The 26,768-nt window shown below is 44.0% G+C and carries 28 protein-coding genes; 7 read left to right on the forward strand and 21 right to left on the reverse strand.

The window, feature by feature from the left end; genetic code table 11:
* Positions 1–6 precede the first annotated feature (6 nt).
* Positions 7–1,185, reverse strand: coding sequence for a hypothetical protein (locus JNK13_10180; protein MBL7663104.1), 1,179 nt, complete (start codon positions 1,183–1,185; stop codon positions 7–9).
* Between the two features lie 193 nt (positions 1,186–1,378).
* Between JNK13_10180 and JNK13_10185 the strand changes: the two genes are divergently transcribed.
* On the forward strand, positions 1,379–1,789 hold the full coding sequence (locus JNK13_10185; GenBank protein ID MBL7663105.1) for a metal-dependent transcriptional regulator: 411 nt from the start codon (positions 1,379–1,381) through the stop codon (positions 1,787–1,789).
* An 81-nt stretch (positions 1,790–1,870) separates the two neighbouring features.
* Here JNK13_10185 and JNK13_10190 read toward each other — a convergent pair whose 3' ends face one another.
* The gene (locus tag JNK13_10190; protein ID MBL7663106.1) at positions 1,871–2,599 is read right to left on the reverse strand and encodes an SDR family oxidoreductase; all 729 of its coding nucleotides are present in this window, start codon (positions 2,597–2,599) and stop codon (positions 1,871–1,873) included.
* Positions 2,600–2,718: 119 nt separating this feature from the next.
* Between JNK13_10190 and rplS the strand changes: the two genes are divergently transcribed.
* Positions 2,719–3,078: a 50S ribosomal protein L19 gene (rplS, locus tag JNK13_10195; GenBank protein MBL7663107.1), complete on the forward strand. Its 360-nt coding sequence runs from the start codon at positions 2,719–2,721 to the stop codon at positions 3,076–3,078.
* A 289-nt stretch (positions 3,079–3,367) separates the two neighbouring features.
* Here rplS and JNK13_10200 read toward each other — a convergent pair whose 3' ends face one another.
* The 4 genes from JNK13_10200 to JNK13_10215 form a co-directional block, all read right to left on the reverse strand.
* On the reverse strand, positions 3,368–4,069 hold the full coding sequence (locus JNK13_10200; GenBank protein MBL7663108.1) for a polymer-forming cytoskeletal protein: 702 nt from the start codon (positions 4,067–4,069) through the stop codon (positions 3,368–3,370).
* 116 nt (positions 4,070–4,185) lie between these two features.
* A complete protein-coding gene (locus JNK13_10205; GenBank protein MBL7663109.1) occupies positions 4,186–6,285 on the reverse strand; it encodes a hypothetical protein in 2,100 nt (699 codons plus the stop codon).
* The gene (locus tag JNK13_10210; protein ID MBL7663110.1) at positions 6,278–7,246 is read right to left on the reverse strand and encodes a flippase-like domain-containing protein; all 969 of its coding nucleotides are present in this window, start codon (positions 7,244–7,246) and stop codon (positions 6,278–6,280) included. Before JNK13_10210 ends, JNK13_10205 begins: the two co-directional genes overlap by 8 nt.
* Before the next feature lie 27 nt (positions 7,247–7,273).
* Entirely contained in the window at positions 7,274–7,561 is a 288-nt protein-coding gene (locus JNK13_10215; GenBank protein MBL7663111.1) for an acylphosphatase, read from the reverse strand.
* 218 nt (positions 7,562–7,779) lie between these two features.
* Here JNK13_10215 and nadA point away from each other — a divergent pair, with 218 nt between their 5' ends.
* Both nadA and JNK13_10225 read left to right on the forward strand, forming a co-directional pair.
* Entirely contained in the window at positions 7,780–8,727 is a 948-nt protein-coding gene (gene nadA, locus JNK13_10220; protein MBL7663112.1) for a quinolinate synthase NadA, read from the forward strand.
* An 8-nt stretch (positions 8,728–8,735) separates the two neighbouring features.
* Positions 8,736–9,896 carry a cysteine desulfurase gene (locus JNK13_10225; protein MBL7663113.1) on the forward strand — a complete coding sequence of 387 codons (1,161 nt, stop codon included), beginning with the start codon at positions 8,736–8,738 and terminating at the stop codon, positions 9,894–9,896.
* Positions 9,897–10,090: 194 nt separating this feature from the next.
* Here the strand turns inward: JNK13_10225 and JNK13_10230 are convergent, their stop codons facing one another.
* The 5 genes from JNK13_10230 to glmU form a co-directional block, all read right to left on the reverse strand.
* Positions 10,091–10,624 (reverse strand): cytidine deaminase, encoded by a 534-nt coding sequence (locus JNK13_10230; GenBank protein ID MBL7663114.1) that lies wholly within the window; start codon positions 10,622–10,624, stop codon positions 10,091–10,093.
* 208 nt (positions 10,625–10,832) lie between these two features.
* Positions 10,833–11,504 (reverse strand): hypothetical protein, encoded by a 672-nt coding sequence (locus JNK13_10235; protein MBL7663115.1) that lies wholly within the window; start codon positions 11,502–11,504, stop codon positions 10,833–10,835.
* Positions 11,505–11,662: 158 nt separating this feature from the next.
* Entirely contained in the window at positions 11,663–11,983 is a 321-nt protein-coding gene (locus tag JNK13_10240; GenBank protein ID MBL7663116.1) for a co-chaperone GroES, read from the reverse strand.
* Between the two features lie 17 nt (positions 11,984–12,000).
* The gene (gene glmS / locus JNK13_10245) at positions 12,001–13,869 is read right to left on the reverse strand and encodes a glutamine--fructose-6-phosphate transaminase (isomerizing) (protein MBL7663117.1); all 1,869 of its coding nucleotides are present in this window, start codon (positions 13,867–13,869) and stop codon (positions 12,001–12,003) included.
* A 9-nt stretch (positions 13,870–13,878) separates the two neighbouring features.
* Complete coding sequence (glmU, locus tag JNK13_10250) at positions 13,879–15,306, reverse strand: bifunctional UDP-N-acetylglucosamine diphosphorylase/glucosamine-1-phosphate N-acetyltransferase GlmU (GenBank protein ID MBL7663118.1); 1,428 nt, start codon at positions 15,304–15,306, stop codon at positions 13,879–13,881.
* A 166-nt stretch (positions 15,307–15,472) separates the two neighbouring features.
* Here glmU and JNK13_10255 point away from each other — a divergent pair, with 166 nt between their 5' ends.
* Positions 15,473–16,063 carry a hypothetical protein gene (locus JNK13_10255; protein ID MBL7663119.1) on the forward strand — a complete coding sequence of 197 codons (591 nt, stop codon included), beginning with the start codon at positions 15,473–15,475 and terminating at the stop codon, positions 16,061–16,063.
* A gap of 31 nt (positions 16,064–16,094) precedes the next feature.
* Here the strand turns inward: JNK13_10255 and atpC are convergent, their stop codons facing one another.
* The 8 genes from atpC to JNK13_10295 are packed head-to-tail and all read right to left on the reverse strand — an operon-like array spanning position 16,095 to position 22,478.
* A complete protein-coding gene (gene atpC, locus JNK13_10260) occupies positions 16,095–16,511 on the reverse strand; it encodes an ATP synthase F1 subunit epsilon (protein MBL7663120.1) in 417 nt (138 codons plus the stop codon).
* A 19-nt stretch (positions 16,512–16,530) separates the two neighbouring features.
* Positions 16,531–17,994, reverse strand: a complete 1,464-nt coding sequence (gene atpD / locus JNK13_10265; protein MBL7663121.1) for a F0F1 ATP synthase subunit beta — start codon at positions 17,992–17,994, stop codon at positions 16,531–16,533.
* A gap of 38 nt (positions 17,995–18,032) precedes the next feature.
* Entirely contained in the window at positions 18,033–18,908 is an 876-nt protein-coding gene (atpG, locus tag JNK13_10270) for an ATP synthase F1 subunit gamma (protein ID MBL7663122.1), read from the reverse strand.
* 28 nt (positions 18,909–18,936) lie between these two features.
* Entirely contained in the window at positions 18,937–20,520 is a 1,584-nt protein-coding gene (locus tag JNK13_10275) for a F0F1 ATP synthase subunit alpha (GenBank protein ID MBL7663123.1), read from the reverse strand.
* Positions 20,521–20,563: 43 nt separating this feature from the next.
* Positions 20,564–21,145 carry an ATP synthase F1 subunit delta gene (gene atpH, locus JNK13_10280; protein ID MBL7663124.1) on the reverse strand — a complete coding sequence of 194 codons (582 nt, stop codon included), beginning with the start codon at positions 21,143–21,145 and terminating at the stop codon, positions 20,564–20,566.
* Positions 21,146–21,149: 4 nt separating this feature from the next.
* Positions 21,150–21,659 carry an ATP synthase F0 subunit B gene (locus JNK13_10285; GenBank protein ID MBL7663125.1) on the reverse strand — a complete coding sequence of 170 codons (510 nt, stop codon included), beginning with the start codon at positions 21,657–21,659 and terminating at the stop codon, positions 21,150–21,152.
* A gap of 8 nt (positions 21,660–21,667) precedes the next feature.
* A complete protein-coding gene (locus tag JNK13_10290; protein ID MBL7663126.1) occupies positions 21,668–22,105 on the reverse strand; it encodes a hypothetical protein in 438 nt (145 codons plus the stop codon).
* Positions 22,106–22,130: 25 nt separating this feature from the next.
* Positions 22,131–22,478, reverse strand: coding sequence for a polymer-forming cytoskeletal protein (locus JNK13_10295; GenBank protein MBL7663127.1), 348 nt, complete (start codon positions 22,476–22,478; stop codon positions 22,131–22,133).
* Positions 22,479–22,649: 171 nt separating this feature from the next.
* Here JNK13_10295 and JNK13_10300 point away from each other — a divergent pair, with 171 nt between their 5' ends.
* Positions 22,650–23,633 (forward strand): winged helix-turn-helix domain-containing protein, encoded by a 984-nt coding sequence (locus JNK13_10300; GenBank protein MBL7663128.1) that lies wholly within the window; start codon positions 22,650–22,652, stop codon positions 23,631–23,633.
* Positions 23,634–23,840: 207 nt separating this feature from the next.
* Here the strand turns inward: JNK13_10300 and JNK13_10305 are convergent, their stop codons facing one another.
* Positions 23,841–25,124 (reverse strand): ParB/RepB/Spo0J family partition protein, encoded by a 1,284-nt coding sequence (locus JNK13_10305; protein MBL7663129.1) that lies wholly within the window; start codon positions 25,122–25,124, stop codon positions 23,841–23,843.
* A 34-nt stretch (positions 25,125–25,158) separates the two neighbouring features.
* Complete coding sequence (locus JNK13_10310; GenBank protein MBL7663130.1) at positions 25,159–25,986, reverse strand: ParA family protein; 828 nt, start codon at positions 25,984–25,986, stop codon at positions 25,159–25,161.
* Positions 25,987–26,519: 533 nt separating this feature from the next.
* On the opposite strand from JNK13_10310, the gene JNK13_10315 reads away from it, so the two are divergent.
* The coding region (locus tag JNK13_10315) for a hypothetical protein (GenBank protein MBL7663131.1) at positions 26,520–26,768 on the forward strand (249 nt) is incomplete at its 3' end.

Below are 26,768 nucleotides of genomic sequence, written 5' to 3' on the forward strand. Positions count from 1 at the left end.
CAAAAACTACAACTTTCCAAGTCGATTTAAAGTTGCAATATCATCCCGCAAAATTCCTTCGATTTCAGACATTCCCTGGGCAATCGTTGAAGCTGTTCCTGGATTGGTTGCTGTGCGATTTAATGCACGCAAGCTGTCAAGCGAGTAGCCATTTTTTGCAACCAATGTTCTAAGTTGAATCGTAATACCTTTCTTTGAAGCTGTGATACGATCGAAGATTGATTTGCGTTCGGTAATTAATTGCTGAATCGAATTGGAAGACTGAGTGATTGCCGCCTTAAGCGTTGTCATGTTCGTCGCATCAACTTGTTGCGACTCAGTGCGAGCGCTGCGTGCTAAATCAAGCGAAGCGCGTGCTTGAATTTGAGCAGTGCGTTGATAAAGTGGCGCTTCAGCAATTGAATTCTGTGCATACTTTTGTTCGACACTAGCGGCTTGACTTTGAGCTAGCGTAAGACTTTCAGCTTGAGTAGCAAGCTCAGCACGAAGTTCTTTCTCTAACGCAGCATATTGGCTTAATTTCTGACCTTGGTGGTCCAACTCGGATTGCATCGAGGCGAGTGCTTGTGAGCGACGATCGAGTTCAGTCTGAGTTGTCGTCAATTTGTCATTTAAATCTTTGATTTGACCGTAATACTCTTGCTCTTTAGCGCTAGTATTGGCGTTACTCGCAGATAACAAGGCAATTTGCTGTTCCAGTGGTCGCTTCACTGCCGCATAGTCGCATTCTAATGTCGGGCATTCAAACTTCGGGCACTGCACTTGTGGCTGATTTGCCAGGTGCGTAACCTCAGCTAAACGCATTTCTTTTGTACGCAAGGCAGATTGAAGAGTTGTAATTTCACTTTTCAGCGCACTTGTTTCAGGAGCACAATCCCCACGAGCATAGTCGGTTGCGGCTCTAGTCGTCGGAGTTACTTCCGTTGTAGCTTTAGCTTTGCCCAATTTGTATTGGTTCAGCTCACGGTCTTTTGCGCTGACTGTATCTTCAAGCTCATTTAGCTGTTTATTTAAATCATCAATTGTAACTTCGAGCTCAGCAATGTGATCAGTTAGTTGATAGCCGGCAGTGTCTGTGCGGTAAGCTTTGCCATCTGGATAGCGTCCACGCGTAGGTTTTGTATCAGCATAAGCTAAAGATACAAGAATCAATGAACAAAGAAAAACAACTAACTTCTGTCTCATGACTGATACTCCTTTGCGTTCGTAAAGCGCTTAAGTTTTTATTGATAATATGGTTTTTTACACACAAACTTAAAGTAAAACAAATTGGATTTCCAATGATTTTAGAGCTAAAAGTGTATTTCCCAAATTGAGCAGATCTTTGCTATAAATAACAAGTGTTAAGTGATACAAACAACTATTAGGTTTAATAATTATGCATAGCGAAACCTGGAAAGAATTTGGAGAAAATGAAGTGACGCACAGTGCGGCTCATCACTTACTTGCCATCCATGAGCTAATCGTCCAGCGTGGATACGCCAGAGTTACTGACGTTGCCAAGCATTTAGATATCACAACAGGCAGCGCTTCGACTAACCTGAAAGCTCTAAAAATCCGGGGACTAGTGCTTGAGGATGAAAATAAATTTCTTACGCTTTCAAGTGAAGGCAACAAACTTGCCGAAACAATCTTGCACCGTCGTTCAATTTTACAGAACTTTTTTGCCGAAATTCTTGGTGTAAGCCCCACTCAAGCTGAAATCGATGCTTGTAAAACGGAACACCTACTTAGCCGAGAAACTACCGAGCGCATGGCTAAGTTTATGAAAAAAGGTAGTGCTAAGTAGATCTAGTTTTTCTTAAAATTGAGCTTATCTCGCTTAACGCTAAGGATCAGCCAAAGTTCAAGCCTAAAAATTTATCACCAGCTACCACGGTAAAACTTTATTCATATGAAAGAGCTTCCCCGAAGGGCCGTTAGCGGGAAGGGTTGCCAGTCGAATTGAAGTTTTAGCTCCTGTAGCAACATCAACTGGCCCTTTAGCTGTGCCCATGCGCGTGCGCACCCAGCCTGGGTGCGCAGCGTTGACCTTAATTTTTGTCCCTTTCAACTCATAAGCAAGATGCACTGTGAGAGCATTCAAAGCAGTTTTTGAAGCGGAGTAACCTAAAACATTCCAACCATAAATTTCTGAATTTGTTTTTTGCAGTAGCGTGAGTGAACTGGCAATACTTGAGACATTGACAATTCGACCTTGAGAGCTTTTCTTCAGGAGCGGTAATAGTTTTTGCGTTAGCAGAATTACGCCAAAGAAATTGGTTTTAAAAGTTTGTTTGATTTTCTGATAACTTGCTTGTGATGGAGGGGTTGTCCAGGGCTCGAGCAAGACTCCAGCATTATTGACCAGGACATCAAGCTTTTTATACTTTCTCTTAATTTGCTGAACAGCTTTAAGAATCGAATCATCACTGGAGAGATCAAGCTTAACTAGCTCAGCAGAAACGCCTCTATTTTTTAGTGCCACAAGGGCGCTCTTCCCGAGCTTTTGGTTACGCACGCCAAGCAAAATGTGCATTCCCTTCTGACCAAGCCCAAGGGCGGTCTCGAAACCAATTCCTCGATTTGAGCCCGTGATCAGTGCTACTTTCCTAGCCATATTTCCTCAAAATTAATTAATAATTTCAATATATTAAGTAAATTTCTATCTGGAATTGCAATATTCACAAACAAGTGCGATTATCCCGCCTCCCAAATATTGAATAATTTGAGGCTTATATGAATCTTGTTGAAAAAATTGCTGCATCGCAGTGTAAAGAATCTACCACGAAATTTCGCACTGGCGATACTGTCCGTGTTCACCAACTAATTCAAGAAGGTGGCAAAGAACGCGTCCAGATTTTTGAAGGCGTAATCATTCGTCATGCTGGTGGCGGCATCAGTGAAAGTATCACGGTGCGTAAGATTTCATATAACGTTGGAGTTGAGCGTATTTTCCCAATCAATTCACCACGCGTTCAAAAAATTGAAGTTAAACAACGTGGTAAAGTCCGTCGTGGGCGTATTTACTACTTAAGAGGTTTACGTGGTAAAGCTGCTAAGATCGAAGAAGCACGCTACGAAAGCCCTTCAAGTTAACAGTCATTTGCTTTCTGTCTAAGAGCCAAGTTGAGTCTTTTCGGAACGCACCTGTTGTGGCTTCACCTAGGCTGTAGCCTAGGCCCACACACAGGGTGTCATCTTGAGCGAGTCTTGTGATAAGCGAAGCGAATGCAAGACGAGTCGAAAGATCTCCAAATCACTCCACAGCAGTGAGAAGGCTTTTTTGGAAATCCATTCGACTCTTTTTATGCTCGAATACTTCTCGCATAAAAATCGCTCAGAATGACAAATTTTGGAATTGTATACGATTGTCCAAAATCGCCCCTTATTTAGACAAGTTGCAGTAGCCGTTAAAGGCCCCCCCATCCTCAATCACCAGGCGCTTTACTGTGATATCTGCATCAAGACGGCCGCCACGGCGAATTTCAATCAGATCCTCTACCTGGATATCTCCGGTCACAGTACCAAGCACAATCAATGTTCCCACACGTACTTTAGCATCAACAATTCCATGACTTCCTACAATCAGGGCACTTGGTGAAGTCACTTCACCGTGTAATGTGCCTTCAACCCTTACCGGACTATCAAAGCTGAGCTTTCCTTCGATTACCGTTCCAGTGCCGATCGCAGCACGAATGTGCGTGCCAAAGCGCCTCTGCAAATCGTCTTCCAATGTTAGACTTGGGTCGCTGGTTGGAACTTTTGCAAATGATTGCGCCAGGCTTCCGGAGGAAGCGCTAGTCCCACTTGAATATGTAGTTGATTGCTGAGTGCTAAAAGTCGGCTGCGCGTAACTAGTTTGTCGCTGTGTAAACATATCTGTTTGTGCAGATGTGCGCGAACTGCTTTGCGCCTGATCTGAGAAGTCTAGGTCGATAGTTGCCCCAACTTCCGAAGCATTTTCAGTTTGCTTGCCAGTGAGCAGCACAACATCGTCATCAAATGAACTATCACTCGATGTGCCTTGAAGAGCTGCAGCGTGCCAGCGTTTTAATGTATCGTTAGTTTTTCCGAATCCTAGTTTCATAACTTCTAAACCTTACTGCTTAATCGGCCCCCCAGCGGGGCGCTTCAATTGGGTTAAAGCAGTACCATTATTTCCCCTTAAATGCCAGGGGGAATTGTGGTGTGTGATTTTTGAGTTTAGAAATTTATCTTTATTTCGCGGCCCAGCAGGCTGTCCGAATCAAGGTTTACCTGAATAAACTGCACTTCTTGCTGCTTGCCACCACCGAGGTCCTCTACAAAACCTGGTGCTGGAGATAATCTGACACCTGCAATATTAGGCTTTAATCGCGGATGGAAACGATAGCGCAGAATGGAACTAATACTTCTTGGAGTGAAACTTATCCCCGAATCATTTGATTTAACTTCTCCAGCTCCGATAACCAAATAGCTTGTAGTTTTAGGGGTGCGCACAAAAAGCCTAAAGCGCCCTGCTTCGAAAACTTGCTTGTAGTTTGGTTGTGCAAGGAAATATTTTGCCCAAATTGAGTTATGCGAGACTACGGCAGTGGCATAAATCAGATCGAGAAAGGACTCAATGCCCTCTGGTCCGCGATCGCGAAATGACTGCGGGATGGGGTCAACAGCCGTCCACTTGCTATGGTAAAAATCCGAAGCATAGAGGTCTTTCGAGGTAAACGCTGCAAGCGGCGCAATATGCCCCCCATCTTGACTGGCAAAAGAGCTGCTGCAAAGTTCATGCAAGATAAATCCGGCAAAAAATGTTCGTCCCTTGCCTCCGTGAGTTTCAATTGCCTGGGCAAGATTCTGAACAGCATCATCGGCAAGTTTAAAATGAAAGTACGCGCGATTAGAATACGCGTTAGCTGGAATAATTACGCTCAAAAAAACAAACCCCAGCGGGATCACTCTTAAGGCAGCAAGGGTTAATTTATTCCAACCAAGTAAATTCTTATTTTCTAAAGATTGGTTTAAATAAATCGCCGCAATTACCAGCATCAAATATGAAGCTGGAATAACCATGCGCTTAAGCTCAAGCTGAGGTTTAAAGGTATCACCCAAGAGTTGTAGAAAAATCACCCAGACAAGGTGTAGGGCTATTAACTGCACACGTTTATCTCGGCCAAGATAGTAGAGCGCTGGAAGCAGCAAGAAAATAAAAAGTGGGTTAGTTTTCTTCAAACTCTCATTCAGTGATTTAACGCTTTTAGCAATTTTTTTAGAGATTATTGGTTTAGGTTTATTAGTAGCTGAAGTTTGAGCTGCTAAGCTTTCTGCTTTAGCGTTTCCAGCGGACTGAACTCCATGCACTCCGGGAAGCGCTTTGAGCTGCAGGAAATCAAAAACTCTCGATTCACGGATAAAGGTAAAGACCCATAATGAATGTATCGCTCCGCAAGCAAAAAGCAGTGCTAGTATTTTCCTGCGGCGAGACTTTTCAAAAACAGTTCGAAACTTGATAAGGGCAATTAAAATCAATGGCAGGTAGAGCGCAATTCCAAGCGGCCAAAACAAGCCCAAACTAGAGATGAAAAATAGCGCAATAATTTCTTTCCAACTCGGCGGCATTTGCCCAAAGCAAACTTTCCAACCTAAAGCCAAAATTAAGGGATAGAATCCAACCGCAAGACAAAAACCCAATGTTCCGTACTGGAGCAGCCACTCAAGAAAATATGTTGACGGTGCTAAGGCAAATAGTCCTGCTAAGCTAGCCGCAAGCGATCCAAAGCCAAAAACGCGTAGCGAAAAAAAGACCGCCCAGGGTGTGATAAAAATATAGAGATAGGGAATAATTAGATTATAGAGCAATGCGCTTTGCACACTTGAGAAATCAAAAAAATAGACAAATGGCGCAGTTAAGAAAAAAACATTTAAAATTCCTGAAGGGAAAAATTCACGCGCCGAATAGCCCGCATTCCAGCGCGGATTATAAAATGGAATTTCAGGAAAGTGATCTTTGAGTAGCTTTAAGCGGTAAAGAAAGCTCGGGTGATCATCACTAAAAATTAAATTTGCCCCTGTATAACGTAAGAATAGAATTGTAATAATTAGCTGCGCGCCGAATAAGACAAAAGGTGAAGCCAGGCGCTTGTCTACTTGCGCATGGATAGCGCTGAAGCATGCTCCAGCGCAAAGCACTATTCCTAAAATTGGATATTGATTTAAGAAAGTAAAGTTTCCAGTAGTCCAGGGGCAAAAAAAGATTGCTGCCAGGCAGAGATTTGCCAAGATCAGGGGGGCAAGCTCAAAAGCTAATATTTTACAAATTTTATGCATTCGAAAGTAATTCTTTGGCAGTTTTCTTATGTTGCTTTTGCACTAACATCAAAATCAAACCACCGAGTATTGCAATTAAAATAGTCTTTGCCCGAAGCACCAGCGCAAGACCTAGACCTTGGGCCTTTGTAGCACCAATGCGTTCAAGTAAAAATACAAATGCACCTTCCTGCACACCAATTCCCCCCGGAGTGACAGGAATCATTCCAATTAGTAGGGCCAGTGGCACAACCACAAACAGCTCGGAAATATTTTGGGTTTCCCAGCCAACAGCTCTTCCCGCAACATAGGTATTTAGCACAGCAATTAAATGATATAAAAATGAGAGCAGCAGAGTATTAAACATTAAGCGTGGGTTAGCCTTAACCTCGCTTACATGACCAGAGACTTTCAAAATTAATTTTTCAAGTTTAGCTGTGATTTGCGGTAAAGGAATTTGCTTAATCAGTTTTAAAAATATGTTGAGCGCGTGCTTTGAGAAAATAACCCAGGTGCCAAAAAAAACTCCAAGCGCCACAAGGGTAATTGCAACTTCAAAACCTGCAGCCACATTTGTGCCGCGCATCACAAAAAACAATCCTAGCGCTGTCATTGCGACAAGTCCTGACCAACGTTCAAAAAAAGTTGAACTATATGCAGCGGTATTTGAATTAAGAGATTTTCCTAGATAATAGCTGCGCGCAACGTCGCCCCCAACATAGGAGGGGAAAAACACATTAAAGAAGTAGCCCAGCGTATATAATTTAATTAAGGTCAAAAGTGGCACTGTTTCTCCAGCAACGCTTAAGAATTGCTGCCACTTCAGTGCGCTAATTGTAATCAATATTGCAGAGATCAAAAGTAGTAATAAAATTGAAAATAAATCAATCTCAAGCAGCGCACGTACTAACGCGCTCATGCCGACATGCGCAAGCACGAGATATAAGATCACAATTGCTACAAGAATTTTTAACCAACGCATGTTTTTCTCGAGAACGAGAAGGATAGGTTAGGCCGATCGAAGAATCAAGAAAGTCCCAAACTCTGCGGTAGGTTCATCAAACTTAAGGGCAATATCAGTCACTTTTGCATTATTCGGCCCAGCAGAGACGTATTGAAGCAAGCTCTGCACAGCACTATCACGCCCTTCAAAAACAGCTTCAACTTGGCCATCGAGTCGGTTTCGCACCCAACCTGTCACGCCCTTAGCTAGCGCTTGTGCTTTTGTCGACTCGCGAAAAGCAACTCCCTGTACAAGACCAGAAACGATTACATGAGCGCGAACTGAATTTGCCATAGACTGCTGTGTTTTTTTGCCACACTAAATATTTTGTGGATTGGCTATAATCGCATAGTTTCCTGAATTGAACTAGCAGTGGAGACTAGAATAGGTATTCGGAATTTCCCTCTGAAGAAGTTTAAAATATCGTAACAAATTCTGACATCTCAAGTAGTTATGGGAGTTAACCATTAGTTGTGTTAGTGTTATAACCCAGTATGCGTTAAAGAAATTTTATGAGTTTAGCACAATTGTCTTCATCAAATATTGATTTTGTTTCTGAAATTAATCGACTTAAGCGTGAGAAGTCGGCCGTGCTACTTGCTCACTACTATCAGGAACCTCAAATACAAGATATTGCTGACTACATTGGTGATTCGCTTGGGCTTTCACAACAAGCACAGCAAGCTAAAGCCCCGCTGATTCTTTTTGCTGGCGTAGTTTTCATGGCCGAGACTGCTAAAATTTTAAGCCCCAAGGCAAAGGTAGTTGTACCTGATCTTCAGGCCGGTTGCTCGCTTGCCGATAATTGCCCGGCAGATAAATTTAAAGCTTTTATCGCTGAACGCCCAGATCACGTGGTGATTACATATGTGAATTGTAGTGCTGAGGTTAAGGCCTTGAGTGATATCCTCTGTACTTCAGCAAATGCAGAAAAGATCATTCGCTCAGTTCCAGAGGATGAAAAAATTATTTTTGCTCCAGACCGCCACTTAGGACGTTATCTCATCAAGAAAACTGGTCGCGAGATGGTGCTTTGGAATGGTTCTTGCATTGTGCATGAAACTTTTGATGAAAAGCATTTAGTGCAACTTAAAGCCCGCCATCCAGCTGCTGAGATCATTGCTCATCCAGAATGTCCTGAGCAAATTTTAGCTCATGCCGTGCATATTGGCTCAACTTCTTCACTGCTTAAATACGTCCAAACCTCATCCGCCAGAGAATTTATTGTTGTGACTGAGCCCGGTATTATTCACCAGATGAAAAAGGCCTGTCCGACAAAAATTTTTCACGAAGCTCCGCAAACCGATGGCTGTGCTTGCAATCAATGCCCGTACATGCGCTTGAATACTTTAGAAAAAATCTATCTTGCGCTACGCGATGAGAAACCTGAAATCACTGTTCCTGCTGATATTATTGAAAAAGCGCGAATTCCACTCGATCGGATGTTAGCGCTAAGTTAAGAGAAATTATGGCTCAAACAATTTACCTTGATAACAATGCAACAACAAAACTTGATGAGCGAGTGCTCGATGCGATGGTGCCAGTTTATAAGGAGCATTTTGGTAATCCCGAGAGCACAACGCATCCTTATGGTTGGTTTGCTGAGGAGTTAGTGAGTATTGCGCGGGAGGAAATTTCGGAGGCGATTCGTTCAACGCCGGAGGAAATAATTTTTACAAGTGGCGCAACAGAGGCCAATAATTTAGCGCTTTTTGGCAGTTTGCATAGCTACATTAAAAGTTCAAGGCCGGCGCATGTAATTTCCTGCGTAACTGAGCATAGTTCAGTGCTGGAGCCGCTCGAGCGTCTAAAATCTCAAGGTATTGATGTCACACTTTTAGAAGTTTCAGGAAATGGCTCGATCTCACTTGAAGCTTTAAAAGCAGCACTTCGCGATGACACGGTCCTAGTATCTTTAATGCTGGCCAATAACGAGATTGGAACGATTCACGATCTGCACGCGGTAAGTTCATTAGTTAAGCCACGTGGCATTTTAGTGCACACCGATGCAACGCAAGCGCTAGGGAAAATATCAATCAGCACCAAATCTCTTGGTGTTGATCTGTTATCGCTTTCTGCCCACAAAGCACACGGACCAAAAGGGGTTGGCGCGTTATTCATTAAACAATCTGTGCAGCGCAGTATTGAGGCTCAGCTCTTGGGTGGTGGGCATGAGCATGGACTGCGTGCAGGAACGTTAAATGTGCCTGGGATTGTAGGATTTGGGAAGGCTTCTTTTTATGCTCAGGCTGACCTCACTAAAACGCAAGCGACTTTGCAGAAACTTTCTCGAATGTTTTTAGATGGGCTGACTAAGGTAATTCCTGGGGTTTACGTGAATGGGCCGCTGGAAAACAGGTTACCTGGAAATTTGAATCTTGCTTTAGATGAAATTCCTGCGGTTACTCTTGTCGCTGAGCTTAAGTCGCGTGTGGCTTTTTCGCTTGGTTCGGCCTGTCAGGCCAAGCATGCAGGGCCTTCGCACGTGATTAAAGCTTTAGGTCTAGAAAAAGAGCGTATGCATGAAAGTTTCAGAATTGGCATTTCCAAATTCACAACCGAGGATGAAATTTTTGGTGCTGTGCAGGCTTTTACTGACGCGGCGCAAGCGTTACGATCGCATGCCTAGTGCTTTGCAACCAATCGGTGAGATGCTGTCCTGCTAAATTAGTTGAACCTATTTTCTCTTCACAAAATAACAGTTAAAATAAAAGTGCCGAATTGATTTAAACAACGCTCAATTCAGCAAAGGCGTAAACCTAAACGTCACTTTCAAGCCGTGCGCTTCGTAGATGTAATCTAGTCACACAGCTTATAAAGCTACTAACTTCCCAAGCCAGTCCGAAGGTCGTTCGCGTTCCAAATCAGTCTCCGCAGAGCTTCAACGCTGACAACTTGAACAAGTCCTGTTTGATTCTCGCCAATTCCGACGATGGCCAGATATTCCTGCCCTGGTGCTAGAAACTCCAAGATCACTCCGATGCAAAAAGCGCACGGTTTTGAGGGCTCCCTAGTCCAGACACAAACAGCAGCCAGGTGCTGGTCGGGCAAGCTCAAATGTCCTTGCGCGCTTGCCGTCCAGATCGCATTCCGTTCAGCGCACACTGTGCCACCGTAGGAGGCATTCTCAACATTCGCGCCGGAAGCAATTTTCCCAGCTGACGTTAAGATCGCAGCACCTACAGGATAGCTGCTATAGGGGCGATGCCCACCATTCTCGACAGCACCGTCCGCGGCTCCAAGCAAAGCTTGGAATAGTTTCTCGTCAGCCTCAGGGTTTAACCCCAGAGAACCTACATAAGAGAGAAGCAGCGCAGGAATTTCTTCACGCGGAACTTCTCCATAAAATGCCCACATCGACGGGCATTCGGATGCTCTGTTCATTGTTGATTACCAACCTCACAAATCCCGTCACGTGCTCAAGGCTTTAATAGCCAATCGGACACAACCGCAGATAAGTTTAGCGAATCTATCAAAAATTATGATTAAATTCAATTTTCCAGGTGGAATTTTTTAAAGTTGTAAATGTTAAATCGATCACTAAAGTGATCTTACTGTTAGAATACTAACTAATCTCAAAGCCTCTATACTGCCTAATTAAAATCACACGTCCAAGGATTGAAACCAAGTGCATTAAAGCAACTGGCCAGCCATCTTGGAAACCCATGGTCGCACCAAAGACAACTCCTGAAATGTCTTTCGCCAGTGATAACCCAAGCATTGGAAGTGACAAATTACCAGTTGTTCCACTGGTAGTTAATAATTTTGATTGATGAAAAAATCCCCAGCCTAAATTAATAGAGAGCGCACAGAGGATCAAACGCCAGAGAGGGACTAACGCAGTTAGAGTTGACCTCGAAATAAGCGCAACTACAACAACAGCAATAAGAACACTCAAGGCAGTTAACAAATAATACTGAGATTGTTTATTTTTTCGCTCCTGCCAAATTTCATAAATAATAGCGAGAATAATAACGATCGCTATAATTCTAGGGATTACAAGATACGGATTAATCTGAGGTAAGCTTAGCCCATAAGCAAAGAAGCTATAGATTGAGATGTAGGCAGAAAAAATAAAGCGTAGGTCAATACTTTGTGTTGCTTTTAATTCCGAATTTCCGCCTGCGATTTGATTGGTAGCGCTCTGTTTTACCGTCCAGATTTTTCTGAGTTGATGCCAATATCCAGCAATTGTCAGTAGGAAAAATATTGAGCTAATTAGCCCTGCGATATTCATAAAAAATATTATTTGATATTTTTATACGTCTTTTTTGAGTTTGAGCTTGAGCCAAGGTCGAGGAACAAAAATTTTTTTGATGCCGACTTTATTGTAATAAACGAGGCTGAGAAAAAATTTTCTGTGACGAAGAGATTGGCCAAGATCAAACTCAAAAATTAACTCACACTCATTTCATGAATGATGGCTAAGATATCCTTGGTATCAACCAAGCGTAAGCTATCATTCCAGGGGATTCGCACTCCTGCGTTCTTGGGAATTAAAACAAGCGCATGCAGCGGCACCCCACTGATATTTGCCTCACCTCGAATATCGTGGTCATAAGCACTGGCAACTTCTGTAACTTCGGCAATCACACTCTCATTCATCGCCTCTTTGGCGCCCTCAGGTAAAAAAAGCCCCGCCTCAGTTTGATTTGTATCCTTACGGATTTCTACAAGAACCCGCATCCCTAAAGGACTTACTCTTTTGATTCCCATAAAAACTCCTTCTTGTCTTATTCTACCGTCACGCTCTTTGCTAAATTACGCGGCTGATCTACATCTGTGCCACGACTCACTGCACCATAGTACGCAAATAACTGTAAGGGCACAGTTAAAACCATTGGTAACATGTCTCGTGGGATCGCACCGAGCTCAATTACATGCGAAGCAGCTTCTTTTAAGCCATCAGTAGCACGGTCAGTTATCGCCACAATCTTTCCCCCACGTGACTCAACTTCCTTAAGGTTGGACATGGCCTTTTCATAATTTACCCCGTCATGCCCCAGCACAACTAGTGTCGGCGTGTTCGCATCAACTAAAGAAATCGGCCCATGTTTCATCTCCCCTGCCGGATAACCTTGCGCATAAACATAAGAGATTTCCTTAAGCTTAAGTGCTCCTTCCATCGCCACAGGATATAAAAAACCTCGGCCGAGAAATAGAAAATTGCCAAATCGATTATAGCGTTCAGCAATTTTTTCGATTTCCGCGTCACGTTTAATTGCCTGGTCAATTAAATTTGGCAGCGCAACTAAGGCATTTAACTTTTCAGTAATTTCTCCCGCACTTAAAGTGCCACGAATTGAAGCAAGTTTAACTGCAAAAAGATAAGCTGCCGTAAGCTGAGTTAAAAAAGCCTTTGTCGAAGCAACGCTAATCTCCGGGCCAGCATGCGTGTAGAGCACTTGGTCAGCCTTACGAGCAATTGAAGAGCCAATCACATTACAAATTGCAAATGTTGGAATACGTAACGACTGAGCATAGCTCAGGGCACCAAGCGTATCAATTGTCTCACCAGACTGACTGATCGCCACAAAGAGACTATTTTTCCGAGCTGGAATACTGCGGTAGCGAAACTCCGAAGCATATTCGACTTCGACAGGAATTTTTGCGAATTCCTCAATATAATATTTAGCAACAAGCCCCGCATGCCAAGCTGTACCACAGGCGGCGATATAAATATGATCTAGATTTTTGGCATTTAACAATTGATCGAAATCTAAATCTGGAAGATCAATCGTCTGCTTGTCTTGATTAATACGCCCACGGAAAGTGTCTGTAACGACGTTTGGTTGTTCATGGATTTCCTTCAGCATGAAATGCTTAAAACCGCCTTTTTCTGCAGTAATCGCATCCCAAGTGACATGCAGTGGCTCTCGCACCACGGGTTTTGCATCCTTCTCCAGCGTAGCTGTTCCGCGGGTAACGCAAGCAATTTCACCGTCGTCAACCACAACAATATTTCGAGTGTACGGCAATAAAGCAGCAATATCTGAGGCGATAAAAGTCTCATCTGCTGCAAGCCCAATCACAATTGGAGAAGAATTCTTAGCAATAATAATCCGATCTGGCTCACTGAGAGTAGTAATTAACAGCGCGTAGCTTCCCCGGATGATACTTACCGCCTTTCTCACGGCGCTAAGAAAGGAAATTTTCTCTTGATTAATAAATTCATCGATCAAATGCGCAACTACTTCCGTATCTGTTTCTGAAAGAAATGTGCGTCCTGAATTTTTAAGTTGCGCCTTAATCTCTGCGTAATTTTCAATAATTCCGTTATGCACCAGACAAATACTTCCAGCTACATGCGGGTGAGCGTTAGTCTCATTTGGTCGACCATGCGTGGCCCAGCGCGTGTGACCAATGCCTACATGCGTTTGTGCTTTAACTCCAGGATGGACTGAAACATCTACCTCGAGTTTGTTACCAAGCAGATTTTTTAATTCACTTAATTTTCCCGAGGCGCGGTAAACCTCATATTTGCCGTCAACGATGCGAGAAACTCCAGCAGAATCATAGCCGCGATATTCAAGTCGCTCTAACCCACCGACAAGCACTGGGTAGGCTTCACGTGGTCCGACATATCCCATGATTCCGCACATAATAAACCTCTACGATTTCTTAGTTCTTTTCTGACGTGCCCAATCAGCTAAGTTTTTTTGCGGCGTGCGCTCAATCGCAAGCGCATCAGCCGGCACGTCTTTGGTAATTACCGAGCCTGCCCCTGTAATCGACCCTGCCCCTAAAGTTACCGGTGCAACAAGGCTAGTATTACTGCCAATAAAAGCGCCGTCAGCAATTGTGGTTTGATGTTTCGCGGTGCCATCATAGTTACAAGTAATCGTGCCTGCGCCGACATTTACTGCTGCGCCAATTGTCGCATCACCAAGGTAAGTAAGATGGTTTGCCTTACTCCCTACTCCCAGTGTGCTCTTTTTGACTTCAACAAAATTTCCGATATGCACGTCCCGAGCAAGCTGCGTGCCTGGGCGCAAATGAGCAAATGGCCCAACACTTACATTTGTATCAAGCGTTGCTGAGTCAAGTAGGCAAGCAAGTTTAATCTGACAGTTGTCCCCAATCGTAGAATTCGTGATGATTGAATTCCCTTCGATCCGACAGTTTGTGCCAATTTTTGTATTGGCTCTCAGTCGAGTACCTGAACCCAGATATGTATCTGAACCAATCACTACATTTTCATCAACATAAGTTGCTTCTGGATCTTCGAAGCTCACTCCAGCATCCATGTGCTTTTTAATGATTTTTAAGCGTAATTCTTTTTCCAAAATTGCAAGCTCCGTAATTGTGTTAACCCCACTTAAGACTTGGCTCTCCGGATAGTGCTCAGCTTCGACAGTATAATGGTGGTTGTTCGCAAGTCCAACTACATCTGTAAGATAAAGCTCTTGCTGAGCATTTGTTGTTTTTAATTCCCTTAAGTGCTGAGCTAAGAAATTTGTATTGAAAAAATATAGACTTGGATTAATTTCTGAGATTTTACGTTCTTCTGCTGTCGCGTCTTTTTCTTCACGGATGGCAACGACTTTTTGAGAACTATCGCGGATAATTCGTCCGTAGCCGTAGGGATTCTCAACTGTTGTAGTCAAAAGTCTTACGGGAGTTTTTGGCGTTGGAATTGATTGAGTAAGTGCCTTTAACGCGTGCGCGTTAATCAACGGCAAATCGCAAGGGATAATCGCAACCTGCGCCGCGAGATCTTTTACTTGAGCTAAAACTGTTTGCACTGCATGCCCAGTGCCACCTTGAGTTACTTGTTCAATTAATTCAATTTTTATCTTTGAAATTAAATTATTCCCAGCTTGAGCTTCTGCAAGTGCACAACGGACCTGATCTTGCCCATAACCGACGACAAGAAATATTTTTCGAAGCTTCAGGGCCGCGTTAGATTCTGCCGGTGAGACGGCCTCTAGAGTGCGCACTAATAGGGTCTTATTCAAGAAGGAGTGTAATACCTTGGGGCGCACCGTCCCCATGCGTTTACCCTTACCAGCGGCCAAAATTATGCAGTCAAAATCCATTTATTTAAAATTGAATAGCCTAACAAATTAAATACCTTAGGGCCGCTATCATGCCCGATATGGGCTACAAATTCAAAGCACTCCTAAGAAAGTCTTTAAGTTTCAATCAGTTATAGTCGATAGATATCCTTAGGGTTAGGTTTTTCTCGAGAAGTTCTAAATAGTAATGGGCCAAATTCATCAAGAACAGCAGCAGCAAAATCGGCGCGATATTGATCGCGAGCTTGAAGTGCTTGAAGTCAGAATCGGGGAGCTTAAAGTTTTATATGAGCAACATTTTGCTGATATTTTGCCGCAACCTCCAGACAAAGAGCATCGCGAGCTCAAAATGTTTATCCGGCGTCTATTAAAGGCACCATTTAAAAACTCGCAGTCACGCTTTAAGCTTCGGCACTTAATTAATCGTTTTCAAACTTATAACACCTACTGGGAGCGCGTTAAGAAAGAGCGTGAAGAGGGAATTTACAAAAAAGACCTATTTAAGGCTGAGTTGCGCGAGAAAGAAGCTCAATATGCTCAGGACGCTAAGACCGACAGGAGCAAGCTTGAGCGCGGACTTAAAGATCTTTACGCAACATATGAAGATGCCTTACGTAAGGTCGGCGCAAATATGTCGCATGTAAATTATGACGCCTTTAAGAAGACCTTGATAGAGCGCGCCAAGGAGCTTAAGAAAAAGCATGGAGCAAAAAAGCTCAACTACAAGGTTATAGTTAAAAACGGCAAAGTTGTAATTAAAGCTAAGGCCGGAAATTAAGCACAGTTTTAGTTTCTAACTTCGCCACAGCTTAATTTACAAGGCTCGTGCGGCGATGTGCTTCAATCCGTGCCTTGGCTAAAGCATACTGCGCAGCTGTAGACTGATAATCTTCGTCAAAAGAACTCATTTTTTGAACAATCGGCTCAAGCTCTGCTTTACGTTTTGCCTCAGCGTCGACATTCACTTCATCTGCATTCTCGCCAGCTTGAGCTAGTACTTTAACTTGATTTGACTCGATATGATAAACGCCTTGACTGATTGTGTACCAGTAGTCGTTTCCACCATTAACAACCTTAACAACTCCAGTCCCTAGTAATCCAATAAAGTCCTCGTGACCGGAACGAATTCCAATTTCGCCGTCATGGGAAGGAACAATCACTTCTGTGACTTCACCTGCATAAAGAACTCGGCTTGGAGTGCGAATTGAGAGTTTGAAGGTTGTCATGGCAGCTTCCTATCAATCCTTATTTCTTAAATTGAGCCGCTAAGCGTTCAGCTTTTTCACGAGCTTCTTCAATTGTGCCGACAAGATAAAATGCCTGCTCCGGAAGATCGTCATGCTTACCCTCTACTAGCTCCTTAAATCCACGGATAGTGTCTTCAAGTTTGACAAATTTACCTTCAAGGCCGGTAAACTGCGCAGCCACGAAAAAGGGCTGAGACAAGAAGCGCTGGATTTTACGGGCTCGTTCAACGATCAGCTTATCTTCAGCTGAAAGTTCATCCATACCGAGAATTGCAATAATGTCCTGCAAATCTTTATAGCGTTGTAAAGTACTTTGAACTTTACGTGCTACGGCATAGTGCTCAGTGCCAATTACCTGCGGGTCAAGAATTGTTGAAGTTGAGTCTAGTGGGTCTACCGCTGGGTAAATTCCCTGCTCTGCAATCGCCCGCGAAAGAACTGTAGTTGCATCTAAGTGCGCAAAAGTCGTTGCTGGTGCTGGATCTGTTAAGTCGTCAGCAGGCACGTAAATCGCTTGCACTGAAGTAATTGAACCAGACTTTGTCGAAGTAATACGTTCTTGGAGCTCACCCACGTCTGTAGCAAGTGTGGGCTGATAACCTACGGCTGAAGGCATACGACCAAGTAGCGCTGATACTTCTGAACCGGCTTGCACGAAACGGAAAATATTATCAACGAACAACAACACGTCTCTGTTTTCTTTATCACGGAAGTATTCGGCAATAGTTAGCGCAGTAAGTGCCACACGGAAACGCGCTCCGGGAGGTTCGTTCATCTGACCATAAACAAGAGCTGCTTTATCAATAACGCCACTCTCTTTCATTTCCATCCAGAGGTCGTTACCTTCACGCGTGCGCTCTCCTACTCCGGCAAACACTGAGTAACCGCCGTGCGCCTTAGCGACGTTGTTAATCAGCTCCATGATGATCACAGTTTTACCAACACCTGCGCCACCGAAAAGGCCAATCTTTCCGCCTTTTACGTATGGAGCAAGTAAGTCAATAACTTTAATCCCAGTTTCAAATAACTCCTTACTTGTTGCTTGGTCTTCAAACTTTGGAGCTGAGCGGTGAATTGGCCAAGTCTCGGTTACTTTCACAGGCCCCATTTCATCGACTGGGCGACCAACAACGTCAATGATGCGTCCCAGCGTGCCTGCGCCGACAGGAGCAGAAATTGCACGTCCCGTGTCTTTAGCAACCATTCCGCGAGTAACTCCTTCGGTTGAGTCCATCGCTACGCAACGAACAACATTGTCCCCAACATGCAGCGACACTTCCACCACTAGATTGTCTTGAGTGTTATCAATCGTCGGATTAGTCAGAGTTAATGCGTGGCCAATTTCAGGAAGTCCTGCACCTTCATCAAACCCGATATCCACAACCGGTCCCATGACTTGCACGATGCGTCCAAGACGCTGCTGACCGGTGGTTTTATTATTTGTAGCTGTTTCAGTGTTCATATTTTTCTCTCAGTTATTAAAGCTATTAATCTAAACCTTTATTTTAGAGCCTCAGCGCCACCAATAATGTCGAGTAGTTCTTTTGTAATCGAACTCTGCCGCGCGCGGTTATAAAATAACCGGAGCTTGCCCATTAAATCATCAGCATTACGGGTTGCAGAATCCATTGCTGACATACGAGCAGCGTGCTCGCTGGCCTTAGACTCAAGTCCAGCTAGACGAAAACGCATCTCCAAAGCCAAGGGCAGAAGTGAGGTCATTAACTCTGCAGCCTGAGGACTAAAAGTTGCTGGCAGAGTTGGCGTCTTTGTTTGTTCTGCCGTCAGCGAAAGTGAATCGATTGTGACAGGTAGCACTACTTCGCGAGTGACACGCTGGGTCATCGCAGTCACAAACTTGGTATAAAACAAAACAACTTCGTCAATTTTCTCTGCGCTATAATCATTTACAGCTTTTTTGAAAATTTCAGAGACTGGCCATTGATTTGCATCTTCAGGCAGGCTTTCATACTCAGCAACGGTCTTCCAGCCAAAACGCTTAGCAGCAGAGACTGCACGACGCCCCATACAGACGACTTCTGTTTCGACAGCTGAGTTTGTAATTTCTTGGTGTGCAGCGCGTAATACGTTGGTGTTATAAGGCCCACACAAGCCGCGGTCACCAGCAATCACAATAATACGGCGACGCTTAACCACCGCACGTGGCACAATCAAGGGCGAAGAAAAATTGTCGGGAAGCTGCCCAAGTACTGCTTTTAGCACTTTGAGTAAATCGTCAGAAAAGGAGCGACTAAAGATTGCAGCATCTTGCGCGCGGCGTAACTTTGCAGCTGAAACAAGCTTCATCGCACGCGTAATCTGCTTGGTGTTTTTCACCGATCCAAGTCTTCTTCGAATTGCTTTTAGTCCTGACACTGTTTGAATTCCTTAATTTAAATTAAGCTTAGGCCGTTGCGTGTTGCTCGCTACCTTTCTTCCCAGCTGCTCCGCTTGCTGACTTTGTAGCCCCGTCACTACGCGATTCGATAAAACTCTTCGTATACTGAGCAATTGTTTTTTCGAGTTTGGCTTCTTCTGCATCAGACATTTTGCCGCTCTGTCGAAGGGCATCAAGCACATCCTTAGCATTACCCGCAACAAACTCGTGCAGTCCTGCTTCATATTCTCCGATTTGGTCAAGCTTCAGTGCATCCAAGTAGCCCTTAGTTGCTGCAAAGATGGAGATAATTTGGAACTCTGTCGGCATAGGCTTGAACTGTGGTTGCTTAAGTAGCTCTACAAGTCTTTGACCACGCTCAAGCTGAGCTTTTGTAGCGGCATCGAGGTCCGAGCCGAACTGAGCAAACGCTTGCTTCTCGCGGTATTGAGCGAGATCGAGGCGTAGCGTTCCAGCAACCTTCTTCATCGCCTTAACCTGGGCAGAACCACCCACGCGAGATACCGAAAGACCTACGTTAATTGCAGGTCTAACACCTGAGTAAAATAAATCTGCTTCAAGATAAATCTGACCGTCCGTAATTGAAATCACGTTTGTCGGAATGTAAGCAGACACGTCACCAGCTTGTGTTTCAATCACCGGAAGCGCTGTCAGTGAACCGCCTCCAAGAGAATCATTTAACTTAGCTGCGCGCTCAAGCAAGCGTGAGTGCAAATAGAACACGTCTCCAGGGTAAGCTTCACGTCCCGGTGGGCGTCGTAGCAATAGCGAGATTGAACGATACGCTACCGCATGCTTCGACAAGTCATCATAGATAATTACTGCATGCTTACCGTTGTCACGGAAATACTCCCCCATGGCGCATCCTGCATAAGGGGCGATGAATGACATTGGAGCAGGTTCACTGGCAGAAGCAGTCACAACGATCGTATGGTCCATTGCGCCATGTTCGCGAAGTTTTTCCACCACCTGCGCAACGCTTGAGCGCTTTTGACCAATCGCAACATAAATACAAATCACACCAGTGCCCTTCTGGTTAATGATCGTATCCAACGCAACTGCAGTTTTACCAGTTTGACGGTCTCCGATGATGAGCTCACGCTGGCCACGTCCAATTGGGACCATTGAGTCAATCGCCTTCAAGCCCGTTTGCAGCGGTTCATGAACTGACTTACGTTTAACAATTCCAGGCGCTTTAACTTCGATACGCGAATAGGTATTGGTTGCGATTGGGCCTTTGCCATCAATTGCATTTCCAAGCGCATCAACCACGCGACCAACAAGCGCCTCACCCACTGGGACTTCTGCAATCTTACCGGTACGTTTGACGATGTCGCCTTCTTTAATTGAAGAAGTCTCGCCCATTAACACTGCTCCGACGTTATCCTCTTCGAGGTTAAGCGCAATTCCCATTAGGTTACCTGGGAACACTAGGAGTTCACCTGCGGCGACGTGCTCAAGTCCATGAATACGAGCAATACCGTCACCGACAGAGATAATGGACCCAACTTCGGCCACATCAGGGCGGTTTTCAAAGCCGCTGATTTGTTCTTGGAGAATTCGACTAATTTCTTGTGCCTTAATTTCCATAGCGATTCCTTATTTTAAAATTCCTTTTCTAGTCATAACAATTTTATGCAAAAAGCTCTCTCTCGACGCGACCAATTCCACCATTTAAGCTGGCATCGATTACTTTACCTGAGTATTCAATTTTCATTCCGCCAATTAAAGCGACGTCAGTAGTCCATTTAAACTGCGACCGCGCACTAATCAGCTTACGCAAGCTTGCCTCGGTATGCGTACGCTCATCGGTCTCAATATTACGAGCAGTTGTAATTTCAATTTGAATTACTCCAGCTGCTTTTTCCGCCATCTCGGTATATCCCTGGGCAACTTCAGAGAGTAAGCTTAGTCGATCTTTTTCAAATAAAAGCTTAATGCCTTGGGCCAGCAGGGTATTGATTTTAACGCTTTCTAAGATTTTCTCTAGGGCGCGAGCGCGCTGTACTTTAGGGAAAAGTGGGCTAAGTAAGGCCTCTCGGAGACTTTCATTTGCATCCCAACTGGTGGCAAATGCTTTTAATTCAGCAGCCAGATGTTCTGCAGGGCTTACAGCGCCAGTGTCTGGGGTTGGTAATTTTCCCAAACTACGTTCAACTGCGCGCAGCAGTGCCCTGGCGTAGCGGAGTGATAATTTTTGAACACGTTTAGCCATCTCTCTAAGCTTTAGCTCCAATTTCTAGTTCAGCTGCCAGAGACTCAATCACCCGGGCTCGTAGCTGCTTGTCATCTTCAGCGGAAAACTCAGTCTTCAAGCGACTGCGTAAAAGTGCCGTAGCCATTCGTGCGGCCTCTTGCTTAAGTGACCTCTCGGTAAGTGCATATTCGCGGGAAATTTGTCGTTTAGTTTCCGCAGCAATACGCTCGGCGTCAACCTGAGCATCTTCAAGTATGCGCTCGGCGATACGTTTCCCCTCTTCCTCAAGTATTGCCTCAATGCGCTTACGCTCAGCATCAAAATTATTTAATAAGTCCGCTTGATGCTCGTAGCGTTCTTGTGCTGCATGCAATTCCTGGGCAGCGCTTTCAATTGTTCCGCGCACCTTGTTACTGCGCGAAGCAAGAATATTTTTACCGTATTTTCGATAAAGAAAAGTCAGTAGCCCGCCATAAATAACGGCGTTAATCGCTGGCAAGGTAAGGGATGCAAGGGATGCAGTCTGGCTCATGGATACCTTTAGTGAATTGTTCTACTGGTTGTTCCTGATAAAAGTTTTTGCTTCAACCGGTCAGCAATTAACACTGCTTCTTGACTAAAGTCATTTCGCACCCGGCCTTTTAGTTCTTCAAGCTTTTGACGATTTGTTTCGAGCTCTTTGTGGGCCAGTTCTGTTGCCTCATCAATTACTGAGCGTGATTCTTGCTTAGCTTTTTCAATATAAGTATCGCGTCGCTTTAAGGCTTGAAGGCGCACAGCTTTAGTTTCATCGCTAAACTTCACTGCCAATGCTTCGCTTTCTTCAAGTAGTTTTTTTGTACGTGCCGTTGCGCCAACTGTCGCCCGATCACGTTGGTCTAAAAGATTTAAATACGGCGTAAAGAAAGTTTTACTAAGGAAGCGCCAAACTACGATAAATAGCACTGTTGATAGCAAAATTGGTTCTAAATTAGCCATAGCCTCTCTAAGCTTTTAATTTCGATTATTTCTCGGTCATCGCACAGTGACCCTGAAAAACGACTCCTTCGTTAATTTTCACAACCGGACTCTTGATATTTCCATAAACTCTAGCCCCGGAGCAAAGCTCAAGCGACTCAAAGCAATCAATATCGCCATTGACCCGTCCGAACACACGCACCCGTTGTCCGCTAATTCGTGCATCAACTAATCCGCTTTCTCCAACCGTGAGTTCTCCATCGGCGCGAACCTCTCCGTCGACATTTCCATCAATCTGGAAACGGCCACTGACAACAAGCTTCCCTGAAACGCGACAGCCCTTACTGAGTAGACCAGTAGCAGCAGCTTTTGTTGAAGCATCTTTAGGTGTCATAAGCTATTTTAACAGTAGTCCCCGCAGGGGTTTTTTGCGCACAAAGCGATATCCTCTGGGCAAGTTATTGTCAAATGTCACTCTAGAATCTCTGTAAATTTCATTGAGTTTTTACCTTCCACATCTGACCCAGCTAAAGCTATGATGACTAGGTATTAAAATACAAAAACCATGCGTCTTAATTTTGATCTCAAAATCCAGCCAGCCCTACTAAGTCAAGTAGCAAAGCTTGAACGCTTAATGGGACAACTCGAAACTAAACTTGAGAGAAATTTCCACTCTAAGCCCTATGCTGAAATCACTAATTCCATTAACTCGCTCTGCGCACTCAGATCTGTAAAGCGAGCCGATCAGACTCAAATTAGAATCGAAGAAATTTTAGTCAAAAAGATCATCGACAATGGGGTCATGCCGGGGAAGCGCGACCTTTTAAGTTTAGCTTCACTGCTGGCTGGGATTGATACTCCCGGTGTTGGCATTAAAGTGCGCTCAGAAGCGGCAAGTTTTTATGGGCAGCTTGCTCCGATTATTGTTCCGGAACAGATCTTTCCCACGCTGGCCCCCTATATGGTCGAGCGGCGTGTGGATGAAATCTTAGAATGGGTTCGAGTAGAGCTCGAAAAGTGGCCTGCACAAGATGCTGAGTGGCCCCCAGTAATCGTGATCAGTGCTGCCTTTGTCATGCTTTTACAGGCCTATCCCGTTGGAGACTTAACTCATCCTTGCGCGCTACTTTTGATGCTCTGTCTTTTCAATCAACACAATTTCAGCCTTGCGACTGAATCTAATTTGATTGGCTATTTCGAAACATATCGAAGTCATTATTTTCAGCTACTACGCGAAGCAGAGAAAAGCCTGTTTGCAAACTGGGCGACACTGAGCCCCTGGATCGGGTTTGTGATTGATGCCCTGACTGCTGGAGCGCAAAAACTTTTAAGTGAATCAAATTATAAGGAACTGCGTCCGCGGCTGACCACAACTCAAGAAGAAATCCTTAATTGCATCCGCAAAAACTCCCCTGCATCACGGGAGATTATTGCCGAAGCAACAGGAATTAATCTGGCAACGGTAAAGTATAATTTGGGAATTCTCGTCGAGCAGCGCTACCTCAACCGGGTGGGTAATGGGCGGGCGACAAGTTATCGACCAGTGTAGTGCTAATATCTACGTGCAAATATTCGCTTAGGCTTGAACTTATACTTCCACTTATCCTTATACTTTACCTTCCCTTTTTAAATTTGTCCCGTCCTGAATAGAGTCCACACCTAATTGAGGAAGGTGAAGGTTTAGATAAAAAAGGATCAGTTCAAGTTCAAGCCTAAGAAATAAAGGCATCGGTCCCAATTTATTCCCAGCGCTACGCTAGGCATTAATTCGCTCTAAAATGCGCTCAAATTCCTCGTGTGAGAAAAAACTCACGCGCATCTCGCCTGCCCCAGTTACGTTCATGTTCAAAGACACCTTCGTGCCCAAAGCCCGACGTAATCGATTCTCAAGTTCGGCAATTTGTGGTGTTTTATTGTTGCTTGTTGCTTCAGCTTTGCTACGTTTTTTCGGGCTTTTTTCTTGCGCTAGGCGCTCGAGCGAGCGCACTGAGATGTTCTCTTGCACAATCTGTTCTGCCAGCCGAATTTGTTCTACTCCGTCTTCAAGCATTAAAAGTGCCCGGCCGTGTCCGGCTGTTAATTTTCCAGTTTCTAGATAATGAAGAACTTGAGCGGGCAGTTTTAAAAGTCGCAAGGCATTAACAACCGAGGTGCGGTCTTTGCCCACTGTTTTGGCTATTTCTACATGCGAGCTACCGAATTCATCCTGTAACCGCGCGTAGGCTTGGGCTTCTTCAATCGGGTTTAAATCGGCGCGTTGAATGTTTTCAATGATGCCAATTTCTAAAGCTTCCTTGTCGCTTAATTGCTTTAAAATCACAGGGATTTCTTGCAATTTGGCGCGCAATGCCGCTCGATATCTTCGCTCTCCGGCAACGATTTCAAAGTGCTCTGAATTATCTTGTGAATGTTTGCGACGCACGACAATCGGCTGTAGTAAGCCTGTTTCACGGATTGAGTTTGTGAGGCTTTCAAGCTCCGCTTCACTAAAGATTTTACGTGGCTGATTTGGATTTGCTGCAATCAGATTAATATCGACGACGAACACATCTCGCACTTCGTGCTCAGGGGCATGCTCCAAAGACGAAATCTTTGTCGGACTAAAATCATCGCCTACAAACGAGCCCCAGTCTTCGGCGCTTGTTGGCACGTCTGCTAAAGCGCCATTATTTACTGGATTTATCGCTGCAATTTGGTGATTTACCGAATTAATTGTTTCAGTGCTGGAGCGATTTTCTGCTCGACTTTCTGCTCTCCCTTCAATCACTTCAAAATGTCTTTTTGAGGGTAGTGCGCTAGCTGAGCTAGACACTGGAACAGAGAAGGTAGGTTCAAGTAGCGAACTTAGACCGCGACCAAGCGCAACTCTTCGGGTCGAGGCAGCACTATGGGTTTGGTAAGTATGGCTATTCTCCCGCGCGGACTTTGTTCTCGCTGTAAATGATTTAGAATTTGCCTTTCTTGACTTATGTAGCTTGGAGGCAATTTTCGATCCTAGTTTCTTCTCAATATTTTTCTTTGTAGTTTTCTTAGTTTTCATAAAATATTCTTTAATTTCAATATGTTATATTATTTTAGCGATTATTTCTTTCTGCTTTAAGCTCTGTTTGTTGTGGTTCATCTTGCTGATAGGCTTTCCCCTTGAGGCGCCTTTCTAGTTCATCTGCTAAGCTTTTATAGGCAACTGAACCTGGAGAATTTGGATCATAAAAAATAATAGGACGCCCAAAGCTTGGACTTTCACTTAAACGCACGTTGCGAGGAATGACAGATTTGAAAATCTTATCTCCAAAAAATCTTCGAGCTTCTTCTTCGACTTGCCTTGACAGATTGGTTCTCGAATCAAACATCGTCAGAGCAACGCCTAGCAAAATAAGCTGATTATTTAGTTTTTCTCTAGCAATTTCATATGTTTGCATCAAAGAGCTGATTCCCTCGAGGGCATAATATTCGCACTGAAGTGGCACAAGTAAATAATCTGCTGCGACAAGTGCATTGACTGTTAAAACGCCGAGCGACGGCGGGCAGTCGATGATAATAAACTCAAATTGGCTCTTTAGTTTCTCTAACTCACTTTTAAGTATGACTTCACGACCCTGCTTACTAGCTAAGTCAATCTCTACTCCAACCAAGTCAGAATTTGCTGGCGCAACCCAAAGCGAAGGCTGCTCTGTCCCTACAATCACTGTGCTTAGACGAAAAACTCCCATAAAAACGTCTAGCAGAGTTCCTTCAAGGGAGTTTTTATCGACACCAAGGCCACTTGTCGCATTTCCCTGTGGATCAATATCAACAACAAGAACCTTTCTTCCCTTTTTTGCAAGAGCTGCAGAGAGGTTTACCGCAGTAGTAGTCTTTCCTACTCCGCCTTTTTGATTTGCGATTGCTATAATCTTGCCCATAATTCAAAAATCTCACTTCCTAAGACCTTTTTTCGATTTACTTTTGGCACTACGTATCATGGATAAGTTTTTCACGTAAACACTTTGTTTCACGTGAAACAGCTTCGATGTCAGTTTACGCACTTCACTGTTTCACGTGAAACAATGCATAATTAACTATCTTAAGTTTAAGTAGTTTACAACAAAGGGTATTAACTATCTGAAATTACTGATAAAATATTATTTTAATCGTAAATATTGATTATTTCTCTAATAGGAAATATAAACGGAAAATTATTTGTCACCTATATAGAATGATCATTCATAAGTCATGAGTAGTTTTAGGTGAAGATTGTAATTTGAACTTTGAGTCTCAAATTACTTAGCTCGGTTATAATTGTTTTTTAATTTTAGTTTTTGCAAGGCGGTAGTAGGGCAACTAAATCTGACTCGTTTCGAGTGAGGTTGGTGCACAGCTCTGCCTTGCGATTCTATACAACTAACTGAGCAGTATACGAACAAGTTTAACTTGAATGAATAAAAACTGGTGCATTATGACAACAAGCAATGTTTGCTATCCATCAACGACTAAAAGCTTACTAAAGAGCTTTTTTAGCTTCAAAGCAGTAGCTCTCCTAGCGCTACTATTTGTGTTTGCCGGCTCAGCGCTAGCCTGGAACACGTGCGGATGTTCGATGACTTATCCGAACTATCGCACGCACGGGATGGATGCCAGCGAGCTAGCCTACACGAATGCCGTGCTAAGTGCGGTCAGCTCGTCAGTGCTAAGCAGTGGCTCACTG

It is taken from the genome of bacterium (assembly GCA_016786595.1).
Taxonomy (GTDB): Bacteria; Bdellovibrionota_C; UBA2361; order SZUA-149; family JAEUWB01; genus JAEUWB01.

What these genes read in the sequence shown, in the direction of transcription:
- JNK13_10205 (MBL7663109.1), bottom strand. Translation starts at nt 6,285, where the DNA reads ATGCATAAAATTTGTAAAATATTAGCTTTTGAGCTTGCCCCCCTGATC.
- JNK13_10200 (MBL7663108.1), bottom strand. Translation starts at nt 4,069, where the DNA reads ATGAAACTAGGATTCGGAAAAACTAACGATACATTAAAACGCTGGCAC.
- atpH (MBL7663124.1), bottom strand. Translation starts at nt 21,145, where the DNA reads ATGGCTAAACGTGTTCAAAAATTATCACTCCGCTACGCCAGGGCACTG.
- rplS (MBL7663107.1), top strand. Translation starts at nt 2,719, where the DNA reads ATGAATCTTGTTGAAAAAATTGCTGCATCGCAGTGTAAAGAATCTACC.
- JNK13_10305 (MBL7663129.1), bottom strand. Translation starts at nt 25,124, where the DNA reads ATGAAAACTAAGAAAACTACAAAGAAAAATATTGAGAAGAAACTAGGA.
- JNK13_10185 (MBL7663105.1), top strand. Translation starts at nt 1,379, where the DNA reads ATGCATAGCGAAACCTGGAAAGAATTTGGAGAAAATGAAGTGACGCAC.
- JNK13_10210 (MBL7663110.1), bottom strand. Translation starts at nt 7,246, where the DNA reads ATGCGTTGGTTAAAAATTCTTGTAGCAATTGTGATCTTATATCTCGTG.
- JNK13_10180 (MBL7663104.1), bottom strand. Translation starts at nt 1,185, where the DNA reads ATGAGACAGAAGTTAGTTGTTTTTCTTTGTTCATTGATTCTTGTATCT.
- JNK13_10225 (MBL7663113.1), top strand. Translation starts at nt 8,736, where the DNA reads ATGGCTCAAACAATTTACCTTGATAACAATGCAACAACAAAACTTGAT.
- JNK13_10300 (MBL7663128.1), top strand. Translation starts at nt 22,650, where the DNA reads ATGCGTCTTAATTTTGATCTCAAAATCCAGCCAGCCCTACTAAGTCAA.
- JNK13_10275 (MBL7663123.1), bottom strand. Translation starts at nt 20,520, where the DNA reads ATGGAAATTAAGGCACAAGAAATTAGTCGAATTCTCCAAGAACAAATC.
- JNK13_10190 (MBL7663106.1), bottom strand. Translation starts at nt 2,599, where the DNA reads ATGGCTAGGAAAGTAGCACTGATCACGGGCTCAAATCGAGGAATTGGT.
- JNK13_10215 (MBL7663111.1), bottom strand. Translation starts at nt 7,561, where the DNA reads ATGGCAAATTCAGTTCGCGCTCATGTAATCGTTTCTGGTCTTGTACAG.
- atpD (MBL7663121.1), bottom strand. Translation starts at nt 17,994, where the DNA reads ATGAACACTGAAACAGCTACAAATAATAAAACCACCGGTCAGCAGCGT.
- JNK13_10255 (MBL7663119.1), top strand. Translation starts at nt 15,473, where the DNA reads ATGGGCCAAATTCATCAAGAACAGCAGCAGCAAAATCGGCGCGATATT.
- glmU (MBL7663118.1), bottom strand. Translation starts at nt 15,306, where the DNA reads ATGGATTTTGACTGCATAATTTTGGCCGCTGGTAAGGGTAAACGCATG.
- JNK13_10235 (MBL7663115.1), bottom strand. Translation starts at nt 11,504, where the DNA reads ATGAATATCGCAGGGCTAATTAGCTCAATATTTTTCCTACTGACAATT.
- JNK13_10230 (MBL7663114.1), bottom strand. Translation starts at nt 10,624, where the DNA reads ATGTGGGCATTTTATGGAGAAGTTCCGCGTGAAGAAATTCCTGCGCTG.
- JNK13_10240 (MBL7663116.1), bottom strand. Translation starts at nt 11,983, where the DNA reads ATGGGAATCAAAAGAGTAAGTCCTTTAGGGATGCGGGTTCTTGTAGAA.
- nadA (MBL7663112.1), top strand. Translation starts at nt 7,780, where the DNA reads ATGAGTTTAGCACAATTGTCTTCATCAAATATTGATTTTGTTTCTGAA.
- JNK13_10295 (MBL7663127.1), bottom strand. Translation starts at nt 22,478, where the DNA reads ATGACACCTAAAGATGCTTCAACAAAAGCTGCTGCTACTGGTCTACTC.
- JNK13_10310 (MBL7663130.1), bottom strand. Translation starts at nt 25,986, where the DNA reads ATGGGCAAGATTATAGCAATCGCAAATCAAAAAGGCGGAGTAGGAAAG.
- glmS (MBL7663117.1), bottom strand. Translation starts at nt 13,869, where the DNA reads ATGTGCGGAATCATGGGATATGTCGGACCACGTGAAGCCTACCCAGTG.
- JNK13_10285 (MBL7663125.1), bottom strand. Translation starts at nt 21,659, where the DNA reads ATGAGCCAGACTGCATCCCTTGCATCCCTTACCTTGCCAGCGATTAAC.
- JNK13_10290 (MBL7663126.1), bottom strand. Translation starts at nt 22,105, where the DNA reads ATGGCTAATTTAGAACCAATTTTGCTATCAACAGTGCTATTTATCGTA.
- atpC (MBL7663120.1), bottom strand. Translation starts at nt 16,511, where the DNA reads ATGACAACCTTCAAACTCTCAATTCGCACTCCAAGCCGAGTTCTTTAT.